Origin of the sequence: Paraburkholderia sp. DD10, assembly GCF_049177125.1 — a bacterium.
Classification (GTDB): domain Bacteria; phylum Pseudomonadota; class Gammaproteobacteria; order Burkholderiales; family Burkholderiaceae; genus Paraburkholderia; species Paraburkholderia terricola.
In genome coordinates this window covers 592,715-612,921 of record NZ_CP185393.1, presented here as the reverse complement: position 1 = coordinate 612,921, position 20,207 = coordinate 592,715, and the positions used below count along the sequence as shown (strand labels likewise).

Annotated in this window: 15 protein-coding genes; 5 read left to right on the top strand and 10 right to left on the bottom strand. The window is 65.6% G+C overall.

Features of this window, described 5'->3' with window-relative positions; all coding sequences use genetic code 11:
- Positions 1–503 precede the first annotated feature (503 nt).
- Positions 504–692, bottom strand: a complete 189-nt coding sequence (locus ACOCG7_RS18120) for a hypothetical protein (RefSeq protein ID WP_244219982.1) — start codon at positions 690–692, stop codon at positions 504–506.
- Between ACOCG7_RS18120 and ACOCG7_RS18115 the strand changes: the two genes are divergently transcribed.
- On the top strand, positions 676–3,606 hold the full coding sequence (locus ACOCG7_RS18115; protein WP_244219981.1) for a YadA family autotransporter adhesin: 2,931 nt from the start codon (positions 676–678) through the stop codon (positions 3,604–3,606). The two genes, ACOCG7_RS18120 and ACOCG7_RS18115, sit on opposite strands and share 17 nt — an antisense overlap.
- 198 nt (positions 3,607–3,804) lie before the next feature.
- Here ACOCG7_RS18115 and hrpA read toward each other — a convergent pair whose 3' ends face one another.
- Entirely contained in the window at positions 3,805–8,007 is a 4,203-nt protein-coding gene (gene hrpA / locus ACOCG7_RS18110) for an ATP-dependent RNA helicase HrpA (RefSeq protein WP_114162196.1), read from the bottom strand.
- A 23-nt stretch (positions 8,008–8,030) separates the two neighbouring features.
- Here hrpA and argA point away from each other — a divergent pair, with 23 nt between their 5' ends.
- Together argA and ACOCG7_RS18100 are read left to right on the top strand one after the other, a co-directional pair.
- Positions 8,031–9,419 (top strand): amino-acid N-acetyltransferase, encoded by a 1,389-nt coding sequence (argA, locus tag ACOCG7_RS18105; RefSeq protein ID WP_073427524.1) that lies wholly within the window; start codon positions 8,031–8,033, stop codon positions 9,417–9,419.
- A 56-nt stretch (positions 9,420–9,475) separates the two neighbouring features.
- On the top strand, positions 9,476–9,751 hold the full coding sequence (locus ACOCG7_RS18100; RefSeq protein ID WP_073427523.1) for an oxidative damage protection protein: 276 nt from the start codon (positions 9,476–9,478) through the stop codon (positions 9,749–9,751).
- A gap of 83 nt (positions 9,752–9,834) precedes the next feature.
- On the opposite strand, the gene ACOCG7_RS18095 is transcribed toward ACOCG7_RS18100, so the two are convergent.
- A complete protein-coding gene (locus ACOCG7_RS18095; protein WP_083083335.1) occupies positions 9,835–10,137 on the bottom strand; it encodes a DUF1330 domain-containing protein in 303 nt (100 codons plus the stop codon).
- Positions 10,138–10,784: 647 nt separating this feature from the next.
- On the opposite strand from ACOCG7_RS18095, the gene proP reads away from it, so the two are divergent.
- The gene (gene proP / locus ACOCG7_RS18090) at positions 10,785–12,287 is read left to right on the top strand and encodes a glycine betaine/L-proline transporter ProP (protein ID WP_421380489.1); all 1,503 of its coding nucleotides are present in this window, start codon (positions 10,785–10,787) and stop codon (positions 12,285–12,287) included.
- A gap of 76 nt (positions 12,288–12,363) precedes the next feature.
- Here proP and ACOCG7_RS18085 read toward each other — a convergent pair whose 3' ends face one another.
- The 7 genes from ACOCG7_RS18085 to ACOCG7_RS18055 form a co-directional block, all read right to left on the bottom strand.
- Positions 12,364–12,852 carry a metallophosphoesterase family protein gene (locus ACOCG7_RS18085; protein ID WP_114162195.1) on the bottom strand — a complete coding sequence of 163 codons (489 nt, stop codon included), beginning with the start codon at positions 12,850–12,852 and terminating at the stop codon, positions 12,364–12,366.
- A gap of 96 nt (positions 12,853–12,948) precedes the next feature.
- Complete coding sequence (locus ACOCG7_RS18080) at positions 12,949–13,524, bottom strand: TMEM175 family protein (RefSeq protein WP_114162194.1); 576 nt, start codon at positions 13,522–13,524, stop codon at positions 12,949–12,951.
- 184 nt (positions 13,525–13,708) lie between these two features.
- Positions 13,709–14,059, bottom strand: coding sequence for a cupin domain-containing protein (locus ACOCG7_RS18075; RefSeq protein WP_114162193.1), 351 nt, complete (start codon positions 14,057–14,059; stop codon positions 13,709–13,711).
- 58 nt (positions 14,060–14,117) lie between these two features.
- Positions 14,118–15,518, bottom strand: a complete 1,401-nt coding sequence (locus ACOCG7_RS18070) for an FAD-containing oxidoreductase (RefSeq protein WP_114162192.1) — start codon at positions 15,516–15,518, stop codon at positions 14,118–14,120.
- 137 nt (positions 15,519–15,655) lie between these two features.
- Positions 15,656–15,844: a hypothetical protein gene (locus tag ACOCG7_RS18065; protein WP_073427696.1), complete on the bottom strand. Its 189-nt coding sequence runs from the start codon at positions 15,842–15,844 to the stop codon at positions 15,656–15,658.
- 224 nt (positions 15,845–16,068) lie between these two features.
- The gene (locus tag ACOCG7_RS18060) at positions 16,069–18,378 is read right to left on the bottom strand and encodes a putative bifunctional diguanylate cyclase/phosphodiesterase (RefSeq protein ID WP_114162191.1); all 2,310 of its coding nucleotides are present in this window, start codon (positions 18,376–18,378) and stop codon (positions 16,069–16,071) included.
- 183 nt (positions 18,379–18,561) lie between these two features.
- Complete coding sequence (locus ACOCG7_RS18055; protein ID WP_114162190.1) at positions 18,562–19,368, bottom strand: SH3 domain-containing protein; 807 nt, start codon at positions 19,366–19,368, stop codon at positions 18,562–18,564.
- Positions 19,369–19,585: 217 nt separating this feature from the next.
- Here ACOCG7_RS18055 and ACOCG7_RS18050 point away from each other — a divergent pair, with 217 nt between their 5' ends.
- Complete coding sequence (locus ACOCG7_RS18050) at positions 19,586–20,179, top strand: lysozyme inhibitor LprI family protein (RefSeq protein ID WP_114163463.1); 594 nt, start codon at positions 19,586–19,588, stop codon at positions 20,177–20,179.
- The last annotated feature ends 28 nt before the right edge of the window (positions 20,180–20,207 follow it).

Below are 20,207 nucleotides of genomic sequence, written 5' to 3'. Positions count from 1 at the left end.
CGGAGAACGGCTGTCATTGTAGAACGTTTGCCGCGGCCAGCGGTTGACGTGGATCGGGTATCCAGCGCGCGAAAAAACAGGGGCGCGATTGACTCCGATGATCGCGCCTCGAACGGCCTGGCGCAGCGGGTTCGTGCTCCTTGCGACGCGCGGAAAATGGATCCGCGGCTGAAACGTCGAGTCTTGATTTGCTCATACAACTCAAGAAATATCCAAATAAAATAATCCATTTATAAGAATAATTTCTTCAATTCCTTATTTCCTCTATTTTAGATTTTTCAAGTTAAGAGGCATCAATATAAAGCGATTTTTCCGGGCCAATTTCAGATTTACCTGACATCGCTTGCGCAGCGCCAGATTGGACAATCCCGCCGCTACATCGCCCACACAGCCAATCCCTGTGGACGAATGAGCGTGACGCGGGTGTTTCGTGCACGCAAAAAACGCCGAAGACGCTGACTCATGAAAGCCAAGGTCCGCGGGTTATTTTTTGCACGATTTATTCAGGTGATGAAGTCTTCTCCATTAACACGCGCCCATGCGCCGTCCACGCAAGCAATACCCGGAGACTCGTAAAAGATGAACAGGAAGAACCCATTGGTTTGCTGTGAAGCACCCCACACGCGGCTGGCGGCGCCGGAACCTGCGATATCGGGCGAAAAGCGAACCGCGGCCATGCGCAGGAAGCGCATCGCGCAAGCGGTGCTGGTCGCGGCAGCGTTGGCGGGCGCGGCATCGGCGGCGCATGCGACGATCTACTTCACGGCCAGCCCGAACGATCCGGCCACCGATACGGACGCGAGCGCGACCAAAACCGGCGCGCTGGCGGCAGGTATCGGGGCGAGCGCAGACGGCACCCGCTCACTGGCGGCAGGTCTCACTGCGCAAGCGCTCGACGACGCCACGATTGCAATAGGCGCGGAGGCTATCGCCGGGGGCAGCGGCTCGATTGCGACTGGCTTCCAGGCACTTACCGTGCAAGAAAATTCAATCGCAACGGGTACGCACGCCAGAGCGACGGGCAAGGGTTCCGTCGCCGTGGGCGCCACGTCGGAGGCAATGGGCGATATGTCCACGGCACTCGGCTTTGGAGCGCATACCACGGGCTCCGCCGCGTTCGCCGGCGGCAGATCGGCGAACGCCGCATCCAACTTTGCCGTCGCGATCGGGTATGAGGCCAGCGTGGACGTCGGCAGTGCGGGCTCAATGGCATTGGGTGCGGGCGCGCTAGCGCGTGGCGGCTATGCGAGCGCTTTTGGCGCCGCGGCCGCGGCCATCGCGAACTCAGCCGTCGCGATCGGCTACATGGCCACGGCCACCTCCATCGATAGTGTCGCATTGGGCGCCAGGTCCACCACGACGGCGGACCCCGCTCTGCCCGGTTACCAACCGACCGGCAACGGCGCGACGGACATCGAGGCCCCCAAGGCGATCGCCGAGGTGTCCATCGGTTCGGCGGCGAACGAGCGCCGCTTAACGAACGTCGCGGCGGGCACGGCGGGGACCGATGCCGTCAACGTCAGCCAGTTGAAGGCGGTCGACGGCAAAGTCGAGGCCGTCGCGCAAAATGGCACGCTGCACTATTTCAAGGCAGACGGCACGGCCACCGGTTCTGACGACGCCGTCGCGAACGGCACGAATGCGGTCGCGGCAGGCGTCAGCGCGGCTGCGACGGCTGAGAACGCGGTCGCAGTCGGCATGAGCGCCACTGCTGGCGGCGTGGGTTCGACCGCGCTCGGCGCAAGCGCCGTCGCCAATACCGCGGGCTCCACGTCGATCGGCGCGTCGTCCTTCGCCGACAGCAACGGCGCGACCGCGCTCGGCGCGTATTCGAGCGTTATCGGCGCCGGCGGCGTCGCACTGGGCTACATGGCGAGCGCCAGCGCCGACAACTCCGTCGCCATCGGCCAGGGCTCCATCGCCGACCGGGTCAATACGGTCTCCGTGGGCAGCGCCGGCAACGAACGCCAGATCGCCAACGTCGCGGCCGGCACGGCCGACACCGACGCGGTCAACGTCGCCCAGTTGAAAGCGGTCAGCGACGAAGGCGCCGCCACCGCCGCGAAGCTCGAGGGCGCCGTCATGTACGACACCGACGGAACCAGCATCAACAGGAACAGCATCACGCTCGGCGATCCGTCAAGCGGCGGCACCGTCATCCGCAACGTGGCGGCAGGCGTGGATGCCACCGATGCGGTCAACGTCAGCCAGTTGCAGGCGGCGAGCGAGAACGCGTCTCGCTATTTCAAGGCGAATGGCGCCAATGACGGCACCGACGACGCCTCCGCTAGCGGCGAGCAGGCGGTCGCCATGGGCAGCGGCGCGCTGGCGTCGGGTCAAGCCAGCTTGGCCGCGGGCACGGGCTCAGCGGCAAGCGGCGATTTCAGCACGGCGGTCGGCGGCCTCGCTACGGCTCAGGAGGAAGGCTCGACGGCATTCGGCTATCAGGCGAGCGCTGCGGCAACCAACACAGCCGCGTTCGGCTACCAGGCGAGCGCCACGGCTGAGAATGCCGCCGCATTCGGCAATCAGGCGAGCGCCAACGCCGTCAACGCCGTCGCACTGGGCCAGGGCTCCGTCGCCGACCGCGCCAACACCGTCTCCGTCGGTTCCGCCGGCAACGAACGCCAGATCGCCAACGTCGCGGCCGGCACGGCCGACACCGACGCGGTCAACGTCGCCCAGTTGAAAGCGGTCAGCGATCAGGGCGCCGCCACCACGGCGAAGCTCGACGGCGCCGTCATGTACGACACGAACGAGGACGGCAGCGTCGACAACAGCAGCATCACGCTCGGCGATGCGTCGGCCGGCGGCACCGTCATCCACAACGTCGCGAACGGCGTGGACGCCACCGACGCGGTCAACGTCAGCCAGTTGAATACGGCCATCAGCGGCGCTGTCAGCGACATCGTCAACCACGTCGTGATCAACGCGGCCAATCCGTTCTTCAGCGCGGAAGGCGATCGCGATGCCGAAGGCGCCGTGTCGTCGGGCGCGCATTCACTGGCGTCGGGCGCGAGCGCGCAGGCCACCGCCGCGAACGCGGTCGCGATCGGCGCAAACGCCGTCGCGAGCGCGACCAACGCCACCGCCTTGGGCGCGACCGCCAACGCCAGCGCCACTAACGCCACTGCTGTCGGCGCGGGCGCCAACGCCAGCGCCGAGAACTCGGTCGCGTTAGGCCAGGGTTCGGTCGCGGACCGGGCAAATACGGTATCGGTCGGCGCGGCCGGGCAGGAGCGTCAGATCACCAACGTCGCAGCCGGCGTGCAAGGCACCGACGCGGTCAACGTCAATCAGTTGCAGCAGAGCGTCGGCGGCGCCCTCAGCCAGGCGAACCGCTATACCGACGACCAGATCCGCTCCGCCCGCCGTGATTCGTACGGCGGCACGGCGTCCGCCATGGCGATGGCCGGCTTGCCGCAGGCGGTCTTGCCGGGTCGCGGCATGGTCGCGATGGCGGGCGGCACGTATGCCGGCCAGTCGGCGTTGGCCCTCGGCGTCTCGCAACTGTCGGAAACGGGCAAGTGGGTCTACAAGGTGCAAGGCACGACCGACTCGCGCGGCCAGTTCGGCGCGGCGATCGGCGCCGGCATGCACTGGTAAGCCTGAATTCGCGGGGCCGGCTCGCATCGAGCCGGTCATCGCGACGGTTTAAGCGTTGTCGTCCCGGGCGCGCAACAACAAGCCTCGCGCCCTTCGCGCGATGTCGTTCTCAAAAGGAGCGCCATCGCGCGTTTTTTAAGCCAAAGCCTGGCGGCATACTCGCAAGCCGCCCGCATCGAGCGACTGCGAGCCGCCCCATCAGCGCTGCATCGACTCCCACACTTTGTACAGACGCTTCACCGAAACCGGCATCGGCGTGCGCAACTCCTGCGCGAACAGGGAAACGCGCAGCTCCTCCAACAGCCAGCGGAACTCCGACAAGCGCGGGTCCAGCACGCCGCCGCGTTGCGCGACCGCGCGCTGATAGTTCTGCCACAACGGCTGAAACTCGGCGAACTGCCGGGCCTCGCGCGCGGGATCGGCCTTCAGTTTGTCGACGCGCAGCGCGATCCCCTTCAGATAGCGCGGAAAATGCGCCAACTGCGGATACGGCGTATCGACCACGAAGCGCTTGCCGATCAGTCCATCGAGCTGATTCAGCATGTCGGCGTGCGCGGCCGTGAACGACTTCGCCTGCACCAGTTTCTTGGTCACGCCCGCATATTCACCAAGGATCTGCCCCACTAGCCGCGAAATTTCCTGCGCCAATAAGGTGAGCCGGCTGCGGCCCTCGTCGCGGCGCGTATGAAAACTCACGTCGTCGTCAGGCAGCGGCTCTTGCAGACAGGCGCGGTCGAGCGCGGTGTCGATCAGCTGATCGCGCAACTCCTCCTGGGTGCCGCGCGGCATGAACAGCATCGCCATCTCACGCAAGCCAGGCAGATTCTTTTCCAGATACTTGATCGGCTCCTTCAACTGCAACGCGAACAGACGCCGCAAACCCGCGCGATGAATCCGCGCGGCTTCGTCCGGCGAATCGAACACCTCGACGTCGCAGTGCGCGCCGCGATCCACCAGCGCGGGATAGCCGAACAGGGTCTGCCCGCCACGGCGAATCTCGAGCAACTCGGGGAGCTTGCCGAAATTCCACGTCGTCAGTTTTTCGTAGAGCGCGGTGCCTTGCGCGCCGCCAGGCTGCGCGGTTTGGGGACCGCTCACCGCCGCGCCCTTGCCTCGCTGTGCGCCGCCGCCCGGCGAACCGGCGGCGCCTGCGGAAGCGGCTACCGGCGAAGCGCTCGCGACACCGCCACCGCCCGCCCCCGCCAACGCCGCCCCGGCCGCGCTCGACGCGATCTTCTGAAAATGCTGCTGCGCCTGCCCGCCGAGTTCGGCGCGCAGTTGCGACAGATTGCGTCCCATCGCGAGCTGCCGCCCATGTTCGTCGATAACCTTGAAGTTCATGAACAGATGCGGCGGCAGCGTTTCCAGTTTGAAGTCCGACTGCTTCATCGCGACCTGGGTCTGCTCGCGAATATCCGCGATCAGCGATTCGAGCAAACCGCCCGCGCCGAAGCGCGGCCCGCCGTGCCGTTCGACGAAACCCGCCGCGTACTCCGGCACCGGCACGCAATGACGGCGCAGCTTCTGCGGCAAGGACTTCAGCAGCAGTTGCGTCTTCTCCTTCAGCATGCCCGGCACGAGCCACTCGCAGCGCCGTGCGTCGACCTGGTTCAGCGCGTAGAGCGGCACCGCGAGCGTCACGCCGTCGCGCGGCGAACCCGGCTCGAAGTGATAGGTGAGCGTCATCTCGACGCCCGCCATCGTCATGCGCTTCGGGAACAGATCGGTCGTCACGCCGGCGGCTTCATGCCGCATCAGATCGTCGCGCGACAGATACAGCAGGCGCAGCTTCTCTTCAGGCTGGCCGCTCTTTTTCACCTCGTCGCGATACCAGCGCTCGAACGACGCGCCGGTGTAAATGCCCTTCGGCAACGCCTGATCGTAGAAGGCGAAAATCAGTTCGTCGTCGACCAGCACGTCCTGACGGCGCGACTTGTGCTCCAGTTGCTCGATGTCGGCGAGCAGCTTGCGGTTGTGCGCGAAGAACGCGAGCTTCGTATCGAACTCGCCTTCGACCAGCGCGCCGCGAATGAACAGCTCCCGCGCGCGCGCCGGGTCCTGCTTGCCGAAGCTCACGCGCCGCCGGTGATAGATCGGCAGCCCGTACAGCACCGCCCGCTCGAACGCCGACACCTGCGCCGCGCGCTTCTCCCAATGCGGCTCGGAGAGCGATTTCTTCAGCAGATGCGCGCCGATCTTCTCGATCCATTCGGGCTCGATCTTCGCGATGCAGCGCGCGTACAAACGGCTCGTCTCGACCAGTTCGGCGGCCATCGCCCACTTGCCCGCCTTCTTCACCAGCGCCGAGCCCGGCCACAAGTAAAACTTGATGCCGCGCGCGCCGAGGTAATACGGTTCGTCGTCGGCTTTCAGGCCGATGTTGCCGAGCAGGCCGGTCAGCAGCGCAAGGTGGATCTGCTCGAAGGTCGCCTCCGCTTCGTTCAGACGCCAGCCGTGCTCGCGCACCACCGTCAATAGTTGCGAATGCACGTCGCGCCATTCGCGCAGCCGCAGTTGCGACAGGAAGTTCTTGCGGCACTCGTCCTGCAACTGCCGGTTCGACTTCTTGTGCGCGATCGCTTCCTCGAACCAGTTCCAGATTTTCAGCCACTGCAGGAATTCGGAGCGTTCGTCGGCGAACCGGCGATGCGCCTGGTCGGCTTGCTCCTGCGCCTCGATGGGCCGGTCGCGCGGGTCCTGCACGGACAGCGCGCTCGCGATGATCAGCACTTCCTTCAACGCCTGCTGATCGCGCGCGGCCAGAATCATCCGGCCCACGCGCGGATCGAGCGGCAAGCGCGCGAGTTCGCGGCCGAGCGGCGTGAGGTCGTTATCGTCATCGACCGCGCCCAGTTCATTGAGCAGTTGATAACCGTCGGCGATCGCGCGGCCCGGCGGCGGTTCGATGAACGGGAAGGTTTCGATCGCCGTGAGATGCAGCGACTTCATCCGCAGAATCACCGAGGCCAGCGACGAACGCAAAATCTCCGGATCGGTGAAGCGCACGCGGCCCTGATAATCGCTTTCCTCGTACAGCCGAATGCAGATGCCGTCCGCAACGCGGCCGCAGCGCCCGGCCCGCTGATTGGCGGCGGCCTGCGAAATCGACTCGACCTGCAACTGCTCGACCTTGTTGCGATACGAGTAGCGCTTCACGCGCGCGAGGCCGGAGTCGACCACATAGCGAATGCCCGGCACCGTCAGCGAGGTTTCGGCGACGTTGGTGGCGAGCACGATGCGGCGCGCGTTCGAGGTGCGGAACACGCGCTCCTGTTCGGCGGCGGAAAGCCGCGCGAACAGCGGCAGGATTTCGGTGTGCGGCGGATGGTGCTTGCGCAGCGCCTCGGCGGCGTCGCGGATTTCGCGCTCGCCGGGCAGGAACACCAGCACGTCGCCGGGGCCTTCGCGGCAGAGTTCGTCGACGGCGTCGACGATCGCTTCCATCAGATCGCGATCGCGGTCCTTGCCAAATTCCCGTTGAGTTTTCGGCCTGTCACGCGATTCGCGCGACGACGGCGCCGGGGACGTGCCTTCCGCCGCCTTCACCGCCGGGCTGTCTTCCGCCACCGGCCGATAGCGCACCTCGACCGGATACAGACGCCCGCTCACTTCGATCACCGGCGCGAGCTTCTCCTCGCTGCCGAAGTGGCGCGCGAAGCGGTCCGCGTCGATGGTGGCCGAGGTCACGATCAGCTTCAGATCCGGGCGCCTGACGAGGATTTCCTTCAGATAGCCGAGCAGAAAATCGATGTTCAGGCTGCGCTCGTGCGCTTCGTCGATGATCAGCGTGTCATACGCCTTGAGCAGCGGGTCGGTTTGCGTTTCGGCGAGCAGAATGCCGTCGGTCATCAGCTTGACCGACGCGCCCGGCGACAGGTTGTCCGTGAAGCGCACCTTGTAGCCGACCACTTCGCCGAACGGCGTGCCGAGTTCCTCGGCAATGCGGCGGCCCGTCGCCGACGCGGCGATCCGGCGCGGCTGCGTGTGGCCGATCAGACCGGCGCCGCCCGCGCCCAGACCGCGCCCCAACGCGAGGCAGATCTTCGGCAACTGGGTGGTTTTGCCGGAGCCGGTCTCGCCGGAGACGATCACCACCTGATTCCGCGCGATGGCCTTGGCGATCTCGTCGCGGCGGGCGGAGACCGGCAGCGCCTCGGGGAAGGTGATCGGCGGAATCGGGTTGGGTTCGACGATACGCTGAGCGCGCGGCGCACGTGGCTCGCGCGGCGGCTTGCTTTTCTGCGCCGACACCGGCGCGCCTTCCGTCGCACGCCGCGGCTCGCGCGCCGGTTTTGGCGTGGGCGGCGCATCGCTACGCTTCGCGTCGCCGGCATTCATCTGATCGGCGGCCGGCGCCGCATTCTCGTTCGCCGCAGCGGGACTTTTGGGTACATTCGACATGGGGGCGCATTATAATCCCCGGCATGAATTCCCAAACCGACCTCGTCCCCGCGCCCGCGAGCGCTCCGGCCCCCGCCGGAGCAACGGAAAACCTCGCACAGCATGCGCAATTCGTCGACTGGATGCGCTCCGTCGCCCCGTATATCCACGCGTTCCGAAACAAGACGTTCGTCGTCGGTTTCGGTGGCGAGGTGGTGCATCAGGGGCTCCTGAATGCGCTCGTGTCCGACATCGCGCTGCTGCAGGCCATGGGCATCCAGATCGTTCTGGTGCACGGCTCGCGACCGCAGGTCGAAGAGCAGATGAGTTTGCACGGAGTGGAGTCTGAATTTTCGCACGGCATGCGCATCACCGACGCGCGCGCGCTCGAATCGGCGAAAGAAGCGGCCGGCGAAGTACGTCTGGACATCGAGGCCGCGATCAGCCAGGGCTTGCCGAACACGCCGATGGCGCACGCGCACATCAGCGTGGTGTCGGGCAACTTCGTGACGGCGCGGCCGGTCGGCATTCTGGACGGCGTCGATTTCGCCCACACCGGCGTGGTGCGCAAGATCGACGCGGATTCGATCCGCCATTCGCTCGCGAGCCGCAAGCTGGTGCTGCTCTCGCCGCTCGGCTTCTCGCCTACCGGCGAGGCCTTCAACCTGGCGATGGAAGACGTCGCGTCGGCCGCCGCGATCGCGCTGCGCGCCGACAAGATCGTGTTCCTGACCGAAACGCCGGGCCTGATGCAAGCCGGCGAGGAAGGCGCCGAACTGATCCGCGAACTGTCGCTCGACGACGCCTACAAGCTGCATGAAAGCGGCGAAGTCACCGGCGACGCGGGCTTTTATCTGAAGCATTCGATTCGCGCCTGCCGCGGCGGCGTGGCGCGCGCGCACATCATCCCGTACGCGCTCGACGGCAGCCTGCTGCTCGAACTGTTCCTGCACGACGGCGTGGGCACGATGATCTCGTACGAGAACCTCGAAAGCCTGCGCGAAGCCACGCCGGACGACGTCGGCGGCATTCTCGCGCTGATCGAGCCGCTGGAATCGGACGGCACGCTGGTGCGGCGCGGACGTCACCAGATCGAACGCGACATCGACCATTTCTCGGTGATCGAGCACGATGGCGTGCTGTTCGGCTGCGCGGCGCTGTATCCGTACACGCAGGAGCGCATCGGCGAAATGGCGTGCCTGACGGTTGCGCCCGAGGCACAAGGCACCGGCGACGGCGAGCGGCTCCTGAAGCGCATCGAGCAACGCGCGCGGGCGCGCGGCCTCACGCGCATTTTCGTGCTCACCACGCGCACCGAGCACTGGTTCCTCAAGCGCGGCTTCGTCAAGGTGACCGTCGACGACCTGCCCGAAGACCGCCGCAGACTCTATAACTGGCAGCGCAAATCGCTCGTGCTGATGAAACAGCTCTGAACGGCCCCATATACAGCGCCTGCCCGCCCCACATTCGATTACAGGAGAAGCACAGCATGACTCGTATGGTTCAATGCGCGAAGCTCGGCAAGGAAGCCGAAGGTCTCGATTTCCCGCCGCTGCCGGGCGAACTCGGCAAGCGGATCTACGAAAGCATCTCGAAGGAAGCCTGGCAGGCGTGGTTGAAGCAGCAAACCATGCTGATCAATGAAAACCGGCTGAACATGGCCGATCCGCGCGCGCGCCAGTATCTGATGAAGCAGACCGAAAAGTTCTTTTTCGGAGAAGGCGCGGATACGGCGCAGGGTTATGTGCCGCCCTCGGCGGAGTGAGTTTTCGCGTTTTGCCGGCGTTTTTGCGCCGCTGAAAAATCCGCGCCGCGTGCGCGGATTTTTTTGTGCCGGCGGCGACGTTGCTACGACGGGACGGCCGCAGTCCCTTCCAGCGCGATGATCCGCGTCCTCGCGCATGTTTCGCGGATCGCCTTGAGAGGGGCGTACTCGGGCGACTCATACCAAGCCATCAACGAAGCCATATCCGGAAACTCGATGATGACGAGACGATGCGGCTGCCAATCGCCTTCGAGAATTTTCGTCAGTCCGCCACGGCCCAGATATTTGCCGCCATAGCGCGCCTCGGTAGCGGGCACTTCTCGTTTGTACTCTTCGAAAACGGCGGGGTTGGTGACATCGACATCGGCAATCAGATAGGCGGTCATGGCGCAATCCTTTTCGCGGTGTCGTCCCACCGCCGACTGTGACCCATCCATTGTAGTCGGCAAGGACAGCAGTCATTTTTAGCTTTACCCTGTCGCAGTTTTCCCCCACTCCATCTCACTACGGAACCAACCAGCGGTCCGCGCCGCCGGCTTCCCGAACGCCCTCGCTCGACGCCCCGCGAGCCCAAGGTTTGCGCGATCCTCTGTCATCGTGCTATCATGTTCATCGTTCCAACAGCATTTCACCTCATTAACGTTTCTTTTCATTGTGGCGCGCAGTGCGTGTGCCATGTTGAAATCGAACAGTTTTTATACAAGAAGGCTTGTCGGTCGTTTTCCTGCCTGAGGTTCCCTCGCGTTTCCCCAGCGGCGAATAAAGCACCGGCCTTTTTCGTTTCAAGCCTTCCAGCGGCGCCTGGGCCAGCTTTCGGCCAACCCAGCGTCCTCATGCACCTGCCCCCCTTCCACGGCCACGCAGGTGCAACAGTCAGCACGATCCAGACGAGTGTTTTTCGCGAATCATCCGCGAGGCACGGGCGTTGTGTTTTTGCGCCCCGCTTCTTCGTTCCTTGCGACGAGGCATACGCCATCGCGGGTTTCGTGAAACGCACTTTTCCAGCAACCGTGGCGGAACGTTCATGCGCATCATGAGTTTCGTCGCAGTCATCGGAGTTTTAACCTTGACCGCTTCCAGCAACGGCTTCTGGCGACACCACAAAGAAGAACAACGCCTCTCTCTGGACGACATCACCGTCGTCGACAAATCACTCCTCAAGCGGGCCGTCGGCGCAACGGCGCTCGGCAACGCGATGGAATGGTTCGATTTCGGCGTGTACAGCTACATCGCCGTCACGCTCGGCAAGGTGTTCTTCCCGTCGTCGAGTTCGTCCGCGCAGTTGATCGCCACCTTCGGCACGTTCGCCGCGGCGTTTCTCGTGCGGCCGGTCGGCGGCATGGTGTTCGGGCCGCTGGGCGACCGCATCGGCCGTCAGCGCGTGCTGGCGATGACCATGATCATGATGGCGCTCGGCACCTTCGCGATCGGCCTGATTCCGAGCTACGCGACGATCGGCATTTTCGCGCCGGTGCTGTTGCTGGTCGCGCGCCTCGTGCAGGGCTTCTCGACCGGCGGCGAATACGGCGGCGCAGCCACCTTCATCGCCGAATTCTCGACGGACAAGCGGCGCGGCTTCATGGGCAGCTTCCTGGAGTTCGGCACGCTGATCGGCTACGTGCTCGGCGCGGGGACGGTTGCCGTGCTGACCGCGGCGCTGTCGAACGAAGCGCTGCTGTCGTGGGGCTGGCGCGTGCCGTTCCTGATCGCGGGTCCGCTGGGTCTGGTGGGTCTGTACATCCGGATGAAGCTGGAGGAAACGCCCGCGTTCAAAAAGCAGGCGGAGCAACGCGAAGCCGAGGACAAGTCGCTGCCGAAGCAATCGTTTCGCGAGCTGCTCGCGCAGCAATGGAAGCCGCTTCTGCTGTGCGTGGGCCTCGTGCTGATCTTCAACGTGACCGATTACATGGCGCTGTCGTATCTGCCGAGCTATCTGTCGGCCACGCTGCACTTCAACGAAACGCACGGTCTCTTCCTCGTGCTGCTCGCGATGGTGCTGATGATGCCGATGACGCTCGCCGCCGGCCGTCTGTCCGACGCGATCGGCCGCAAGCCGGTCATGCTGTTCGGTTGCGTGGGGCTGTTCGCGCTGTCGATTCCCGCGCTGCTGTTGATCCGCATGGGCACGGTGCTGCCGGTGTTCGGCGGCCTGATGATTCTCGGCGTGCTGCTGTCGTGCTTTACCGGCGTGATGCCGTCGGCGCTGCCGGCGCTGTTCCCGACCAAAATCCGCTACGGCGCGCTCGCGATCGGCTTCAACATTTCGGTGTCGCTGTTCGGCGGCACGACGCCGCTCGTCGCCGCTTGGCTGGTCGACAGCACCGGCAATCTGATGATGCCCGCGTACTACCTGATGGGCGCGTCGCTGATCGGCATCGTCTCGGTGATCGCGCTGCGCGAAACGGCGCGCAAGCCCCTCCTCGGCTCGGGCCAGTGCGTGGCCACGCATGCGGAAGCGCATGCGGTGCTGCGCGGCGAGCGTGAAGCCGCGGAGATGGACGAAAGTTATGCAGCGGCGGCGACGGCGCGCGCGTGATGCCGGGTTGCGCGCTAGCGCGGTAGTTGAGAACTGATGTGTCAGAACGGGTCGGCAAGTTTGCCGGCCCGTTTTTTTATGTCAGCAGGGAATCGAATCGCGCCGTCGCGTGCGCGCCATCGACGATCAACATGCCGGCCGAAACCGGCAGCTTGAAGCGCCGTGGGCCGGCGCTGCCGGGATTGACGAACAGCACACCGTCGCGTTCGCTGACCGACGGCTTGTGCGAGTGACCGGTGACCACCACGCCGATGCCCTCGCTGTGCGGATCGGCAAGCACATCGGTGATGTCGTGCGCGACGAGAATGGTCACTTGCTGGACGGCGAGCCTGGCGTGCGTCGGCAGCGATGCGGCCCACTCGCCGATGTCGTTGTTGCCGCGCACGGCCGTGACCGGCGCGATCTTCACGAGCGCCTCGAGCACTGCCGGATTGCAGATGTCGCCCGCGTGGATGATCGCGTCGCAGCCGGCGAGATAGCGCAGCGCTTCGGGACGCACGAGGTTGTGCGTGTCGGAGATGAGGCCGACGCGGGTGGAGGAAGCGTTTTTTGTGCGGGCAGTCATGACGCAAGTATCAGTTACGTGGCTCTGTTGTGTTCGCTACGGCTTCGCAGTTGGAAACTGCCGGCACCAGTGCGAGCTTGAGCGCCAGCAACACGCTTACGCTTCCAGCACGTGCTCGATACGCCGGTCGGGCACCAGCCACCACGCCGCGACCAACGTATAGAGCGCCGCCGAGACCCACGGCACGACGAATGCGAGCGCGATGCCCACCAGATTGATGGCCACCGAGACCTTGCCCTTGAAATCGCTGCCGACCGCCTTGGCAAGCGTCGAGTCCCCGCCATGCTCGCGGATCAGCACGCGCGTGAGAATGAAATAGGCGATCGCCGACATGCACAGCACGACGCCGTACATCGCGGTCGGCCACGAGGCCAGATGGCTCTCGCCGATCCAATGCGTGACGGCCGGCATCAGCGACAACCAGAACAGCAGATGGAGATTGGCCCACAACACCGCGCCATTGACCCGCTGCACCGCATGGAACATGTGGTGATGATTGTTCCAGTAGATGCCCACGTAGATGAAGCTCAGCACGTATGCGCAGAACACCGGCAGCATGGGGCGCAGCGCGGCGAGATCGTGGCCTTCCGGCACCTTCAGTTCGAGCACCATGATCGTGATGATGATGGCGATCACACCATCGCTGAAGGCTTCGATGCGTCCCTTGCCCATCGGTCGGTTTCCTGATGATGAATGCGGTTGGGCGCACAGCGTCGCCCGCGTCCCGCGGACGGCTCGCGCCGCCGCCGATTATCGGCGATGCCGCGCCGCTTTGTCGATGCGGGTTCAAACCGCTTGCACACATGCGCGCCGACTCTCGACCGACAACGCATATCTACGGCGCAAGCAACAACGCTCAATCCGCGGCGCCGTCCGGGTAATACACCGCAAGCCACACGCTCGGCTCCGTCTCGCTCGTCCATGCGACCCGATGCCGGCAATGCGCTTCGATCAGCACGTGGTCGCCGGGCTTCATCGGATGCGGCCGCGGTTCGCCCTCGAATTCGAGCGCGGCCGCGCCGCTCAGCAGCACGACCCATTCGGCGCGCGGGCTGTCGTACCAGAAGCCCGGCGGGCTGGCCTGCCCGGTCGATACGATCCGCTCGACGGTCACCCCGCCGCGCTCGACGAGCGCGTCGACTCGTTCGTCCGAGCTTGCCGGCTCACCGTGGTCGAACAGATTGCCGCTGCGGATTGCGCGTTTCATCGCATGGACTCGCTGCTGGTGTTGTTGGTCGATGGTGCTCGTCGATCACACTCGCCGCTCACTTCATCGGCTTCAGTCCGTCGAGCAAGGTCGGCACCAGTTCGCTGATGGTCGGATGAATGTGCATGGCGTACTGCAAGGTCGGATACGGCGCGCCCGCCGTCATGATGTCGATGAAGGTGTGAATCGCTTCGTCGCCTTCAATGCCGTGAATCGCCGCACCGAGAATCCGCTTGCTTTGCGCGTCGACCAGCACCTTCATGAAGCCGTCGGTCTCGCCGCGTTCGCGGGCGCGGCCGACGCGCGACATCGGCAGGGTGGCGATCAACGCGTCGCGGCCCGACTTGCGCACGTCGGCCTCCGAGAGCCCGACGCGCGCGAGCGGCGGATCGACGAACACCGCGTACGCCATGATCCGCGTGTCGACGCTGCGCGCGCCGCCGTCGAGCAGATTGGCCGCCACGATCTGATAGTCGTCGTAGGACGTATGCGTGAACGCGCCGCGCCCGTTCGCGTCGCCGATGGCCCACACGCCCGGCACGCTGGTGCGCAACTGGCCGTCGACGGGAATCGTGCCGTGCTTATCCGTCGCGATGCCGGCGGCGGCGAGGCCGAGGTCGTCGGTATTCGGCTCGCGGCCGGTGGCGAACAGCAGATGCGACGCCTCGAGCGCGGGAACGTTCTGCTCGAAGCCGATGCACACCTCGTTCGCGCGATGCGGATGCGGCTCGACCCGCGAAGGCTGCACGCCGAACCGAAACTCGACGCCTTCGCGCGCCAGCACCTTCTGCACGGATTCGGCGAGATCGGCATCCTCGCGCGTGAGCACGCGCTCGCCGCGCACCAGCACCGTCACGCGGCTACCGAAGCGCCGGAAGATCTGCGCGAATTCGAGCGCGATATAGCTCGCGCCGACGATCACCAGATGACTCGGCAATTCCGTCAGCTCAAGCAGACTGGAGTTGGTGTAGTAACGAATCCGCTCGATGCCTTCGAGCGGCGGCACGACCGCGCGCGTGCCGGTGTTGACGAAGATTTCGTCGGCGTTGAGTTCGTGGAGCAGCGCACCGTCCGGCCCGCTGATGGAAAGCGCATGCGCGCCGGTGAAACGCGCGTGGCCGTTGAAGACCGTCACGTTGTGCGCGCCGCGCAGCCATGTCTCGACGCCGTCGCGCGACTGTCCGATGATCCGGTCCTTGCGCGCTTTCACCGCCGCCAGATCGACGCTAACCGCCCCGCTCACCTGCACGCCCAGTTCCGACGCGTGGCGCGCCACGTGCGCCGCGCGGGCGCTGGCCACATAGGATTTGGTCGGCGTGCAGCCCACGTTCACGCACGTTCCACCGAAGGCCGCGCGTTCGATGACCGCGGTTTTGCGGCCGCTTTGACCGAGACGCACGGCGAGCGGCGCGCCGCCTTGTCCCGTGCCGATCACAACTGCGTCGAAGTGCTGTGGCATGGCAACTCTCCAGAGGCTGGATGCAGGTCGTAGCATCTTACGCCCAGCGCCTGAAGTCGCGTCACCGCTTTACCACTTTACCGCGTTTTCGTTTTTGCGCCGCGAACCGGCACTGCGCGATTCTCCTGTCGCCGCGCTCAGGCGTGGCAATGCGCGGCGCAGATCAATTCGCGCGAGCGTTGCAGCGCGGCCCGCGCGCCGCGCGCCGCCATGACCCAGCCGACCTGGCCGAGATTGAAGTCTTGCGACACCATGACTTGCATGAGGGCGACCATCGGCAAGACCACCGATGGCCGGTAAAGCTGGTTTTTGATCAAGGCTGGCATGACGGCTCCCATCGCACGGGACCGCCGTGGCGCCGCGCTCAACTTCCATTTCGATGGGAGGATTCTAGGGAGAACGACGTCGCGGATAAATACCGCGAACGCGAAGGCACTTGTTTGGGAAACTGAACAATCGGCGCTCCGTGCCGGGAAGCGGCTTGCGCCTGCCCAGCGCCTGCCCACGTGCGCCCGCGCAAGCGGGATAGCGGCGCGAGCCGCCTACGCGCTCATGACACGTTGACCAGCCGCGCCTGCGCGTCGCACAGGCTGCGGGCGTAAGCATTCGCGCCGACCGGCCGGCTATAGAAGTACCCCTGCTGCTTGTCGCACTTGATCGCCCGCAAGAACGCCGCCTGCTCCGCTGTCTCCACGCCTTCCGCCGTCACGTTCATGCCGAGCGAATGCGCCATCGCCACCACCGCCTGGGTAATCGCAATGGAGTCGCGATGATCCGGCAAGCCCGCGACGAACGAACGGTCGATCTTCAGGTTATGCAGCGGAAACCGCTTCAGATACGACAGCGACGAATAGCCGGTGCCGAAGTCGTCGACGGAAATGCGCACGCCGAGCGCGGTCAACGCGTTCAGCATGGGCAGGACCGTATCGGTGTCGCTCATCAAAAGACGTTCGGTGATTTCCAGTTCCAGCGCCGCCGGTTCGAGCCCGGAGCGCGCGAGGCAGCGCTCGATCCGCGCCACCAGACCGTCGTTGAACTGCCGCGGCGACAGATTCACCGCGACGATCAGATCCGGCGCCAGCGTGCGCCGCCATTGCGCGACCTGCTCGCAGGCGCGCGTCAGCACCCAGTCGCCGATCTCGACGATCAGACCCGAGTCCTCGGCCACCGGAATGAATTCCACCGGCGAGACGTTGCCGAGTTCGCTGTTGTACCAGCGCAGCAGCGCTTCCGCGCCGATCGTGCCGCCGTCATGACTGTCGACGATCGGCTGATACACGAGGCTCAGTTCGTCGGCGGCGAGCGCGCGCCGCAACGACTGCTCGATCATGAAGCGGCGTTGCAGGTGCTGATTCAGCTCCGCGGTGAAGAACTGGAAGTTGTTGCGGCCGCGCTGCTTCGCGTGGTACATCGCCGAATCGGCATTGCGCATCAGCGTGGCCACGTCCTGGCCGTCCTCGGGAAACAGGCTGATGCCGATGGAAGCGCCCAGGTAGTACTCGTTGCCCGCCACCGCGAACGGCACCGCGATCATGTCGAGAATGCGGTGCGCGAAGCCGATTAGCTGGCCGCTATTCTCATAAGCGCTGATCACGATCACGAACTCGTCGCCGCCCACGCGCGCGAGCGTGTCGTCGCGGCCGATACAGGCCGAGAGCCGCTGCGCCACGCTGCATAGCAGCGCGTCGCCGGCTTCGTGGCCCGCCGTATCGTTGACTTTCTTGAAGCCGTCGAGATCGACGAACAGCACCGCCACGCTCGCAAGCTCGCCCGTGCCTGCCGACCCGCCCGGCTCGAACAGATCGCGCATGCGCTCGGTCAGATAGGCGCGGTTGTATAGCCCGGTGAGCGGATCGCGGGTGGCGAGAAACTTGAGCTGCCGTTGCGCCTCGCGCACCGGCCCGATGTCGGTGAAGGAAATCAGCACCGAGCCGGGCTCGCTCTCGCCCGGCTTGACGATCGGCACGATGTTCTCCGTGATCCAGACGACATCGCCGTCGACCAGTTCCACCCCGATCGTGACGCCGAGCATCGGCTTGCCGGTCGCCAGCACCTGCACGGTCGGGCGCTCGGCCTCGCTCACCAGCGAGCCGTCCTCGTGATAGGCGCGCACCATCGCGGTTCGGATACTGCGCCCGACGATCTGCGGACCGGTGCGCAGAATGCGCTGCGCGCTCGGATTGCAAGCCAGCACCAGGCCCGAGCGCGACTGCACGACGATGCCCTCGTTCAGATGATCGACCACCATCCGGTGATGTTCCTCGCTGTGCGCGAGGCGCCGCGCCATCGTGTCGTGATGGACGGCGAGGCCGACGCTGCGGCCGATGTCGCGCAGCACCGCCTCTTCCTCCACACTCGGACGGCGCGGCGTGCGGTGATAGACCGCGAATGCGCCCAGCACGACGCCGGCGTCGTTCTCGAACGGCACCGACCAGCACGCCCGCAAACCGAGCGGCAAGGCGAGATGCCGGTAGTTCGCCCACAGCGGATCGGTTTCGATGTCTTCGGCGACCACCAGACGCCGTTCGAACATCGCGGTGCCGCACGAGCCCACTTGCGGGCCGATCTCGACGCCGTCGATCGCCGCGTTGAACTGCGCCGGCAGCGACGGCGCGCCGCCCACTCGCGCGTGCCGGCCGTCCGCGTCCAGCAGAAGGATCGAACAGGACGCACCTCCGCCGAGCAGCGCTTCCGCGCGGCGGCAGACTTCTTCCAGCAATTCCGGCAGCGGCGTGTTGCGGGTGATGAGCCGCAACACGCTGCGCTCGGACGCCAACACCTCCTCGGCCAGATCCGGCCGATGGCAGGCGCCTTCGGGCGTCGCTCCCATCGCGTTCTCTGATGTCGCTTTCCAGCTCATATGTACGCCCCCTAACCGAACATCGGCATTTCAGTGTAGGCGGCGCATCCGGGTTTACGCGAGCCGCGTGCACTTTTAATCCCCGATGCATACGACGAGGGAGGCCGACGGCGGAGCGGGACGCATGAGGCGGCCCGGATGGCTGGCGCGCTTCTGGAGCGCCAGCCGGCCCCGCCGTTGCTGTTATTGCCGGCCGTTCCCGCTGTTGCCGCCGCCGGGCGGCCGGTTCGCGCCGCCCGGCGGCGGACCGCCTTGTGGACGCCCGCCCCCGCCGCCCCGGTTGCCCGATGGCTCGGCCTGATGTCGTCCGCCAGCTTGCTCCCTTGGCTGGCCGCTCGGCGGACGGCCACCCGCATTCCCCTGTGGCCGATCTGCGGATGGACGCCCGACCCCATGCCCTTGCGGCGAGCCGCCCGGCGGACGCCCGCCTACGTTCCCATGTGGCCGATCTCCAGACGGACGCCCGCCCACGTGCCCCGGTGGCCGATCTCCCGGCGGACGCCCACCTGAATGTCCCGGCGGCGGCCCGCCCGACGGACGCCAGCCCGGTGGCCGTCCGGCGCCCGGTCGAGGCGGCGGCGGCGGCGGATGATGCACCCAGCGCGATTGCTGGCCGTACCACGGCCGGCCGCGATAATAATTGCCCCAGTAGCTGCCGATCGAGAACGTCACGATCGGCAGGCCGATCACCAGGCCGTAATTGATCAGCGGCACATTGCTGCCCTGATACGGATAACTGAGCCGCGCCGCATACACCCAGCCGCGCAGGTTCGGCGCGGCGACGTCGCACCATTCGTAGTTGCTGAGGCAGCCCATCACGCTCACCGGCACGCCGCCTGGCAACTGCGTCACGATCGGGTAATCCGGCGCGGGGCCGGCGCGCACGTTGACCGGGCCGTTGGTATAGGCCTGCGACTGCGCGCAGACCGCGGCCGGCAGCGCCAGCAAACCGGCCGCCATGCAGATACATCGAACGAGGTGTTGTTTCATTCTTGCTCCCGTTTTGCGGACCGCGCTCGCGCGGCCCGCTCTGTGCCCCGGTGCTGTCCCGGTGCTGTTCCCGTTGAGACAGACCCAGGCGCGCCGCCCCCACGGCGCAAGATTTGGTAACCACTCATCCGAAGTCATGCGTTTTTCGGGCCTCTGCATCGAGGCGTCCCGGCCGATCATCCATTGCATGAAACAACCATGCAACACCGGGACCGCCATGAAAATCTTCCGCCCGCTTCTTATCGCCGTGCTGACGCTCACGCATCCGCACGCCGACGCCACCAGTTTCGACTGCAACAAGGGGCGCTCGCTCACCGAGAAAATGATATGCAACGATCCCGCGCTCTCGAAGCTCGACGACACCTTGGGGCAACTGTACTGGAAAGCGCGGCGCGGAATCGTCGACCGGCGGGCCTTTCGCACCGACAGCGACAGCAAGTGGACGTGGCGGGAAGCGAATTGCCGCGATGCGGATTGTCTGGGGACGTGGTATTCGACGCGCATCGAGGAACTGCGGCGGCTGCTCGAAAGCATGCGGACGGGAACGCCGGCCGCACCCGCCGAACCGGGCACCCGGCGCAAACCGCCGATGCCGGCCGCGCAACCGACCGAAACCGCGATGCTTCAATGCACGGCGGCAAGTCCTGGGATCGTGGTGAACGAGCCGTGCCCGACCTTGCTCCGGGAGAAGACCGGCCAGTGGCAGTACAAGCCGCACGGCGGCGACTGGTTTTGCGGCGTGGCGATGCTCTCGCCGATAGAAACGCAAACGCAAACGCGAACGCAGATGCGCGATGGAGCCGCGCAATAAGCCGAGATAGCGTGCTGGTGCCTGCTTG

What these genes read in the sequence shown, in the direction of transcription:
- ACOCG7_RS18115 (WP_244219981.1), top strand. Translation starts at nt 676, where the DNA reads ATGCGCAGGAAGCGCATCGCGCAAGCGGTGCTGGTCGCGGCAGCGTTG.
- ACOCG7_RS18060 (WP_114162191.1), bottom strand. Translation starts at nt 18,378, where the DNA reads ATGAGCTGGAAAGCGACATCAGAGAACGCGATGGGAGCGACGCCCGAA.
- ACOCG7_RS18100 (WP_073427523.1), top strand. Translation starts at nt 9,476, where the DNA reads ATGACTCGTATGGTTCAATGCGCGAAGCTCGGCAAGGAAGCCGAAGGT.
- ACOCG7_RS18050 (WP_114163463.1), top strand. Translation starts at nt 19,586, where the DNA reads ATGAAAATCTTCCGCCCGCTTCTTATCGCCGTGCTGACGCTCACGCAT.
- ACOCG7_RS18065 (WP_073427696.1), bottom strand. Translation starts at nt 15,844, where the DNA reads ATGCCAGCCTTGATCAAAAACCAGCTTTACCGGCCATCGGTGGTCTTG.
- ACOCG7_RS18075 (WP_114162193.1), bottom strand. Translation starts at nt 14,059, where the DNA reads ATGAAACGCGCAATCCGCAGCGGCAATCTGTTCGACCACGGTGAGCCG.
- hrpA (WP_114162196.1), bottom strand. Translation starts at nt 8,007, where the DNA reads ATGTCGAATGTACCCAAAAGTCCCGCTGCGGCGAACGAGAATGCGGCG.
- argA (WP_073427524.1), top strand. Translation starts at nt 8,031, where the DNA reads ATGAATTCCCAAACCGACCTCGTCCCCGCGCCCGCGAGCGCTCCGGCC.
- ACOCG7_RS18120 (WP_244219982.1), bottom strand. Translation starts at nt 692, where the DNA reads ATGCGCTTCCTGCGCATGGCCGCGGTTCGCTTTTCGCCCGATATCGCA.
- ACOCG7_RS18070 (WP_114162192.1), bottom strand. Translation starts at nt 15,518, where the DNA reads ATGCCACAGCACTTCGACGCAGTTGTGATCGGCACGGGACAAGGCGGC.
- proP (WP_421380489.1), top strand. Translation starts at nt 10,785, where the DNA reads ATGAGTTTCGTCGCAGTCATCGGAGTTTTAACCTTGACCGCTTCCAGC.
- ACOCG7_RS18085 (WP_114162195.1), bottom strand. Translation starts at nt 12,852, where the DNA reads ATGACTGCCCGCACAAAAAACGCTTCCTCCACCCGCGTCGGCCTCATC.
- ACOCG7_RS18080 (WP_114162194.1), bottom strand. Translation starts at nt 13,524, where the DNA reads ATGGGCAAGGGACGCATCGAAGCCTTCAGCGATGGTGTGATCGCCATC.
- ACOCG7_RS18095 (WP_083083335.1), bottom strand. Translation starts at nt 10,137, where the DNA reads ATGACCGCCTATCTGATTGCCGATGTCGATGTCACCAACCCCGCCGTT.
- ACOCG7_RS18055 (WP_114162190.1), bottom strand. Translation starts at nt 19,368, where the DNA reads ATGAAACAACACCTCGTTCGATGTATCTGCATGGCGGCCGGTTTGCTG.